General features: G+C 53.1%; 6 protein-coding genes. All 6 read left to right on the top strand.

Annotation, left to right across the window (positions count from 1 at the left end):
* Positions 1–228: acyl-CoA dehydrogenase family protein (locus PPL9_RS31415; protein WP_161831325.1), on the top strand; the 228-nt coding region annotated here is incomplete at its 5' end.
* Positions 170–1,816, top strand: a complete 1,647-nt coding sequence (locus tag PPL9_RS17400) for an AMP-binding protein (protein ID WP_193757806.1) — start codon at positions 170–172, stop codon at positions 1,814–1,816. The genes PPL9_RS31415 and PPL9_RS17400, both read left to right, overlap by 59 nt.
* Entirely contained in the window at positions 1,813–2,952 is a 1,140-nt protein-coding gene (locus PPL9_RS17395) for an ABC transporter substrate-binding protein (protein ID WP_057463888.1), read from the top strand. Before PPL9_RS17400 ends, PPL9_RS17395 begins: the two co-directional genes overlap by 4 nt.
* A gap of 107 nt (positions 2,953–3,059) precedes the next feature.
* Positions 3,060–3,980, top strand: a complete 921-nt coding sequence (locus tag PPL9_RS17390) for a branched-chain amino acid ABC transporter permease (RefSeq protein WP_057463887.1) — start codon at positions 3,060–3,062, stop codon at positions 3,978–3,980.
* The gene (locus PPL9_RS17385) at positions 3,967–4,992 is read left to right on the top strand and encodes a branched-chain amino acid ABC transporter permease (protein ID WP_057463886.1); all 1,026 of its coding nucleotides are present in this window, start codon (positions 3,967–3,969) and stop codon (positions 4,990–4,992) included. The genes PPL9_RS17390 and PPL9_RS17385 overlap by 14 nt, the downstream gene beginning before the upstream one ends.
* Positions 4,985–5,171 (top strand): ATP-binding cassette domain-containing protein (locus PPL9_RS17380; RefSeq protein ID WP_152986731.1); only part of this gene is annotated, 187 nt, incomplete at its 3' end. The genes PPL9_RS17385 and PPL9_RS17380, both read left to right, overlap by 8 nt.

The raw sequence follows: 5,171 nt of genomic DNA, 5'->3' as shown, positions 1-5,171 counted from the left end.
CAACAAATCATTGATAAGGCGGTACAAATCCACGGGGGCGAGGGCGTCCGTTCAGGCAATACTGTCGAAAAACTTTACCGTGAAATCAGAGCTCTTCGCATTTACGAAGGCGCATCCGATGTTCAGAAAATAATAGTAGCAAGGCAATTGCTTTCTCAGGAGGGGAGAAATGCTGGGACCAAGCGCGCACAAGGACACCTTCACAAGGGACAGGCTGCCACCAATTGATCAGCAGCCAGTTTTCCAGCTGGAGGGGTTTGAGTACCCAGACTACATCAACGCCGCAGTAGAGTTGACCGACAAGATGGTTGAACGCGGCTTTGGTGACAACATTGCTCTCATCGGCAATGGCAGAAAACGCACTTACAAGGAGCTTGCGGACTGGACGAACCGCATCGCTCGAGCTCTGCAGGAGGATTACGGAGTAGAACCGGGCGACCGCATTCTTATCCGCTCAGCAAACAACCCGGCCATGGTCGCCTGTTGGCTGGCTGCCACAAAAGCAGGCGCTGTGGTGGTCAACACCATGCCAATGCTGCGGGCTGGCGAGTTAAGCCAGATCGTCGACAAGGCCGAAATCAAACTGGCCATGTGCGATCTTCGCCTCATGGAAGAGATGGAGCGTTGCCTTGAGCAGAACGACCATCTGAGCAAAATCGTAAGCTTCGATGGCACGGCCAACTTTGCTGGTGAGATGGATAAGGTCGCACTGTCAAAGCCCGTCCAGTTTGAGGCCGTTCAAACGGGCAGAGACGACGTCTGCCTGCTGGGTTTCACATCTGGCACCACCGGACAGCCGAAGGCAACCATGCACTTCCACCGCGATCTGCTGATCATCGCAGACGCCTACGCAAAGGAAGTGCTGAACATCCAGCCATCGGACGTGTTTGTTGGCAGTCCGCCACTGGCCTTTACATTTGGCCTCGGCGGCTTGGCAATTTTCCCGCTTCGGTTCGGCGCAACCGCTACTCTGCTGGAAACGGCGGGACCCAAACAGCTTATTGAGATCATTGAGACTTACAAGGCAACGATCTCATTCACGGCACCAACGGCCTACCGCGCCATGATGGCGGCAATGGAAGAGGGGGCAGACCTGTCCTCACTACGCATTGCAGTCTCAGCGGGAGAAACATTGCCAGCACCAGTGTTTGAGCAATGGAAAGCAAAAACCGGGATTCCGATGCTGGATGGGATTGGCGCAACGGAAATGTTGCACATCTTTATTTCCAACCATTTGGAAGATGCCATGCCAGCAACCACTGGCCGGGAGATCAAAGGATATTCCGCAAAAGTGGTTGATGAAAACATGCAGGAGGTTCCACGCGGCACAGTTGGCAAACTTGCCGTAAGAGGACCAACCGGTTGTCGGTATATGCAAGATGACCGGCAGCAGAAATATGTTCGTGACGGCTGGAATTTGACAGGTGATGCCTTTTATCAGGATGAAAAAGGGTATTTCCACTTCGCAGCCCGCGCAGACGATATGATCATCACGTCCGGTTACAACGTCGCCGGGCCTGAAGTTGAGGCTGCTCTGCTAAGCAGCCCGGAAGTGTCCGAGTGTGCGGTTATAGGCGTGCCAGATGAGGACCGGGGACAGATTGTTGAAGCTCATGTGGTGCTGGTGGAGGACCACCCACAAGATGCAGATGTAATCAAACGTCTTCAGGACTATGTAAAATCTACTATAGCGCCTTATAAATACCCTCGTTCACTTAAACTGGTAGATTCTCTACCAAAAACCGCGACCGGTAAAATTCAAAGATTCCGCCTGAAGGAACAGCTGGTCGAGGATAAATCAGGGGAACTTATATGAAAAAACTCGTTTCAGCCGGAGTAGCCGCCCTTCTGTGTTGTACAGCTGGCGTGGCGCAAGCCGAATTTAAAATTGGCATGATCACCACCTTGTCAGGCGGTGGCTCCACCCTCGGTATCGACGTCCGCGATGGTTTTGAGCTCGCACTCAAACAGGCAGGCGCATCCGATGTGAAGCTGCTGGTAGAAGACGACGCCCGCAAGCCGGACGTTGCCAAAAAACTGGCAGACAAATTCATTCAAAAAGACAAAGTTGATATCCTCACAGGTATCATCTGGTCCAACCTGGCAATGGCTGTGGTTCCTGCGGCAACCCGCAAAGGCACGCTCTACATCAGCCCAAATGCAGGCCCATCTGCGCTGGCTGGTAAAGCTTGCCACGAGAACTACTTCAACGTGGCCTGGCAGAACGACAACCTGCATGAGGCAATGGGATCTCACGCCAACAAGGCAGGTTACAAGAAGACCTTCATTCTGGCACCAAACTACCCAGCTGGTACCGACGCTCTGAAAGGCTTCAAGCGGATGTACCAAGGCGAGCTGACAGGTGAACTCTTCACCAAGCTCGGTCAGGATGACTACGCTGCAGAAATCGCACAAATCCGTGCTTCTGGCGCTGACAGCGTGTTCTTCTTCCTGCCAGGTGGCATGGGCATTGCGTTCATGAAGCAGTACGCGCAGTCCGGCGTTGATGTGCCTGTCATGGGGCCGGCTTTCTCCTTCTCACAGGACATTCTGCCTGCGATTGGTGACGCTGCACTCGGCGTGGCAAACTCTTCCCAGTGGGGTAAGGACATTGAGAGCGAGGTGAACGCAAAGTTCGTCAAAGGCTTCAAAGAAGCTTATGGCCGTCTGCCTTCCCTTTACGCATCTCAGGGCTATGACGCTGCAAATCTGATCCTCTCCGCGATGGAAAAGGCAGATGTCAGTGACAAAGACGATTTCCGCGCAGCACTGAAGGAAGCTGATTTTGCTTCTGTGCGCGGCGACTTCAAATTCGGCAACAACAACCACCCAATTCAGGACATTTATGTTCGCGAAGTGGTGAAAGAAGACGGCCAGATCACCAACAAAATCGTCGGTGTCGCAATCAAAGGCCATCAGGATGCATACGCATCCAAATGCCGGATGAAATAAGCCAACGCGTTGAAGTAAAAAGTTAATCAGCGGGGAAACCCTAATCCTTCTCCGCTGATCCCCTATACTGATGTCACAATGAAAAAGAAGCCTCGGGAATATCATAAATGACGGCAGCTTTGATTTTTGAGCAGGTATTGAACGGGCTGCAATTCGGTCTCACTTTGTTTCTGATGGCAGCTGGCCTCACGCTGGTCTTCGGCGTTATGGGTCTGATCAACCTCGCTCATGGCTCGCTTTACATGGTCGGTGCCTTTTGTTGCGCTTGGATCACTCAGCAGACCGGCTCTTTCTGGCTTGGTCTTGGTGGTGGTGTCCTTGGAGCGGCGGCAGCTGGTGCACTCATCGAAATGCTTGTCATTCGCAGGCTTTATGACCGCGATCACCTCGATCAGGTACTGGCAACCTTTGCTCTTATTCTGATTTTTTCTGAAGGCACCCGCATGGTCTTCGGCTCCATGCCACTTTACCTCAACATTCCGGCAGCTCTGGGAGGCACCATGGCGTTGCCCGGCGTAGAAGCTTATCCGGTCTATCGCCTGTTTATCATTCTGGCAGCACTGGCTGTTGCCCTGCTTCTCTACCTGCTTATTTCCAAAACGCGCCTTGGCATGCGGATCCGCGCCGGTGAAAGTGACCGCGAGATGATCGCTGCCTTAGGTGTTGATATCAAAACGCTTTACACCATCGTTTTCGCATTGGGTGCCGCGATCGCAGGTCTGTCGGGTGCTCTGGTCGGCGCATTGCGCTCCGTACAAGTCGGCATGGGAGAACCTGTTCTCATTCTGGCCTTCGTGGTTATCGTGATTGGCGGCATTGGCTCCATCAAGGGCGCTCTCATCGGCTCCATCCTGATTGGCCTCGTGGATACTCTGGGACGTATTTTCCTGCCCGTCATCCTGAAGTTCTTCATGGAAAATGCCAGTGCAAACAGCATCGGGGCAGCTCTGTCATCCATGCTTATCTATCTGATGATGGCAGGCATTCTGGCAGTCAAACCAAAGGGGCTTTTCAATGCAACGAACTGATACAGCTCCAAAATCCATCAATATGCCAAAGCTGAACCGCGAGACCATCGTTAACATCGCAGTCATGGCAATCCTGCTGGCTCTGCCGCTCTGGGCGTCTTCCATCGGAGAAGACTACTACGTCAATCTGGCAAGCCTGATCACCATCTTTGCCATTGCTGGCGTTGGCCTCAACTTTGCCATCGGGCAAGGCGGAATGGTCAGCTTCGGCCATGCAGCCTTCTTCGGCATTGGTGGCTACACCACTGGTATTGCAGCCTTTCACAGCTTTGAAGAAACCCTCTTTATGGCCATGCCTTTTGCGATCTCCGGCACCAACCAGATGCTTATTATCTGGATTGTCGCAATGGTCATTTGCGGCATCGCAGCCTTAGCAATTGGCGCAATCTCGCTGAGAACCGAAGGCGTCTACTTCATCATGATCACACTGGCATTTGCCCAGATGATCTACTACTTCGCCATTTCTTGGCCGACATACGGTGGTGAAGATGGCCTCTCAATTTACCTGCGCAACGAACTTCCAATGGTAGATGCAGAAAGCGCTCTGACGTTCTTCCTTGTCTGTTTTGTCCTGCTGCTCGGTGCAATCTTCGTCTCAGCACGCTTGTCAGGCTCCCGTTTTGGCGCAGCGCTTGGCACCGCTCGTATGAATGAGACACGGCTGGCAACCTCAGGCATTGATCCATTCCCGATCAAACTCACAGGCTTTGTCATCTCCGCGATGATCACCGGCCTTGCAGGAGCTCTGTTTGCCGAGCTGAATGGCTTTGTAGGGCCTTCAATGCTCTCCTGGCACCGTTCCGGCGAGATTATGGTGTTCGTCATCCTTGGCGGCGTCGGGCGTCTCTACGGCCCTGTTATCGGCGCAGCCCTGTTCGTACTGCTCGAAACCTATATCGGCGAATGGACAGAGCACTGGCAGCTGCTGCTTGGTCTGGCCTTGCTCGGGGTCGTTCTGTTCGCCCGAGGTGGCGTCATGGGCATGATTGCAGGGAGAGCACGCCATGACTAAACCGGTTCTTGAAGTCAAAGGCCTGCACAAATCCTTTGGGGCTCTGCAAGCGACAAAAAACGTATCTTTGGACCTGAAACCCAATGAGATTCATGCGCTTATCGGACCAAACGGGGCTGGTAAATCAACGCTCATCGGTCAGATTGCAGGCTGGATCACACCTGACAGCGGCAGCATCA

The organism is Pseudovibrio sp. POLY-S9 (assembly GCF_001431305.1).
Classification (GTDB): domain Bacteria; phylum Pseudomonadota; class Alphaproteobacteria; order Rhizobiales; family Stappiaceae; genus Pseudovibrio.
The sequence above is the reverse complement of the archived record's forward strand: the minus strand, read 5'-3'. Positions and strand labels throughout refer to the sequence as shown.